This is a genomic window from Dyella sp. (genome assembly GCF_036568765.1).
Taxonomy (GTDB): Bacteria; Pseudomonadota; Gammaproteobacteria; order Xanthomonadales; family Rhodanobacteraceae; genus GSA-30.
Genome location: NZ_DATCRY010000210.1, coordinates 1 through 2,361, shown reverse-complemented (window position 1 = coordinate 2,361; position 2,361 = coordinate 1). Strand labels below are relative to the sequence as shown.

The following is a 2,361-nucleotide window of genomic DNA, read 5'->3' as shown; positions in this document are numbered from 1 at the left end:
GGCTGATTGACGTGGCTCGATGCAATTGAATAAAGAGAAGAATTCGAATTCAATTCGAATCAATTGAATTGAAAATGGAAATTCAGCGCCTAGGAAACCTCAAAACCGCCCTGGGCGAATGCCCCGTCTGGCACGACGGGCAGCTGTGGCTGCTGGACTGCCGCGCAGGCCTGGTGATTGCGCTGGATGCGGACACCGGCGCGGTCACCGCGCGCCATGAAGTCCCGCCGCCGCTGGGCTCCTTCGCCTTCAATGCCGATGGCCGCATCGTGCTGGCGCTGAAGGAGCAGATCTGCGCGCTCGACCCGCGTACCGGCCATCTGCAGACCCTGGCGCGGATCGACGCGAGCCACGAGCACCTGCGGCTGAACGACGGCATCTCGATGCCCGACGGCAGCTTCGTGGTGGGCACCATGCACGTCTTCCGCGAGCCGGGCGAAGCTCCGTTGGGCGGCCTCTACCGGCTCGACACCGGCCTGCGGCTGAACAAGCTCGACGACGGGCTGGGCATCTGCAACGGCCCCTGCGTGAGCCCGATCGACGGCCGGCTGCATGTGGCCGACAGCGAAAGGCGCGTCATCTATTCCTACGCCGTGGCGGGCGACGGCACGCTCGGTGACAGGCGCGTGTTCGTGCGCACCGACGACCAGGGCTCCGGTCCTGACGGCTGCTGCTTCGATGCCGAAGGCGGGCTGTGGACCGCGCTGGTGCGTACCGGCACGCTTGCACGCTTCGACGCGCAAGGCCAGCTGACGCGAAAGATCGTGCTGCCCGTGATGCATCCGAGTGCGCTGTGCTTCGGCGGGCCGCAGATGGACGATCTGTTCGTCACCACCATCAGCGACAGCGGCAGGCTCAGCGCATCAGGTCCGCTGGATGGCGCAGTGCTCAAGCTCACGGGGCTCGGCTGCAAGGGGCTGGCCCGCCCCCTGTGCCGGATGCCGCTTCCACCCGGCTAGTGTCCTGTCCCGTTAATTCGTAGGCACAAGAAGTGCTTGGGATAAGGCATCCTTGGAGGTGCCTGATGGCCAATGCCCATACCCGTACAACCAACCTTGAGCTGACCGAGAGTGAGCGTGCCGAGCTGACGTCAATGGCGCGGTCGCGCTCGCTGCCTGCGGCGCTGTCGCTGCGCGCGCGCATCGTGCTGGCCTGCGAAGGCGCCGGCGTCGCGAGCACCGAAGTCGCCAAGCGGCTGGGACTTGACCGCAATACGGTCAACAGGTGGCGCGGGCGCTACGCGCGCGATCGGATCACGGGTCTGTACGACGAGCTGCGCCCCGGGCGGCCGCGCACGGTGGACGATGAACGCGTTGCCGAGCTGATCAACAAGACGTTGCACACCAAGCCTGCGGATGGGGCGACGCACTGGAGTACGCGCGGTCTTGCCTCAGAGACTGGCATCAGCAAGAGCACGGTGGCTCGTTACCTCAACGCGTTTCAGCTCAAGCCGCACCGCGTCGAGAGTTTCAAGCTCTCGACAGATCCGCTGTTCATCGAGAAGCTGCGCGACGTGGTCGGGCTGTACCTCAACCCTCCCGAGAACGCCTTGGTGCTATGCGTCGACGAGAAAAGCCAGTGTCAGGCGTTGGAGCGCACGCAGCCCATGCTGCCGATGGGATTGGGCTACGTCGAGGGCGTCACGCACGACTACGTTCGCCATGGGACAACGACACTGTTCGCAGCCCTGAACGTGCTCAACGGCGCAATCCTGGCCAGTTGCAAGCCTCGCCATCGGCACCAGGAGTTCCTGAGCTTCCTGCGTGAGATCGACCAGGCCGTGCCGCAGGAGCTGGACGTGCACTGCATCGTGGACAACTACGCCAGCCACAAGCATCCGAAGGTGCGCGCCTGGCTCGCGCAGCGGCCACGCTGGCACATGCACTTCGTGCCGACCTATTCGAGCTGGCTCAATCAGGTCGAACGCTTCTTCGCCGTGATCACCGACAAGGCCATCCGGCGCGGTTCGTTCAAAAGCGTCAAGGAGCTGACGAACAAGATCGACATGTTCGTCAGCCAGTACAACGAGAACTGCAAGCCGTTCACCTGGACGGCCACCGCCGACTCAATCCTCGAAAAACTATCTCGCCTCTGCCGTCGAATAAATGGGACAGGACACTAGATCGTCGTGCTCTCGGGCTCCGGTGTGAGTGCCGAGAGCGGCCTGCCTACGTTCCGCGACGCCAAGGGCCTGTGGAACAGCTACTCTTGGCAGGAGCTTGCGAGCCCCGAAGGCTGGCAGCAGCACCCGGAGGCGGTGCTGGCCTTCTACAACGAGCGGCGCGAGAAGGCGTGGCAGGCGCAGCCCAACGCGGCGCACATGGCGATCGCGTCGCTCGAGCAGGCCTACGAAGTCGTGAT

At 64.3% G+C, this 2,361-nt stretch carries 3 protein-coding genes; all 3 read left to right on the top strand.

Annotated features, from left to right (window positions below; genetic code table 11):
• Positions 1–74: 74 nt before the first annotated feature.
• Positions 75–959, top strand: a complete 885-nt coding sequence (locus VIM98_RS14770) for an SMP-30/gluconolactonase/LRE family protein (RefSeq protein ID WP_331993870.1) — start codon at positions 75–77, stop codon at positions 957–959.
• Between the two features lie 65 nt (positions 960–1,024).
• The gene (locus VIM98_RS14765) at positions 1,025–2,122 is read left to right on the top strand and encodes an IS630 family transposase (RefSeq protein ID WP_019655765.1); all 1,098 of its coding nucleotides are present in this window, start codon (positions 1,025–1,027) and stop codon (positions 2,120–2,122) included.
• A gap of 24 nt (positions 2,123–2,146) precedes the next feature.
• On the top strand, positions 2,147–2,361 hold a 215-nt coding region (locus tag VIM98_RS14760; RefSeq protein WP_331993869.1), incomplete at its 3' end, for an SIR2 family NAD-dependent protein deacylase.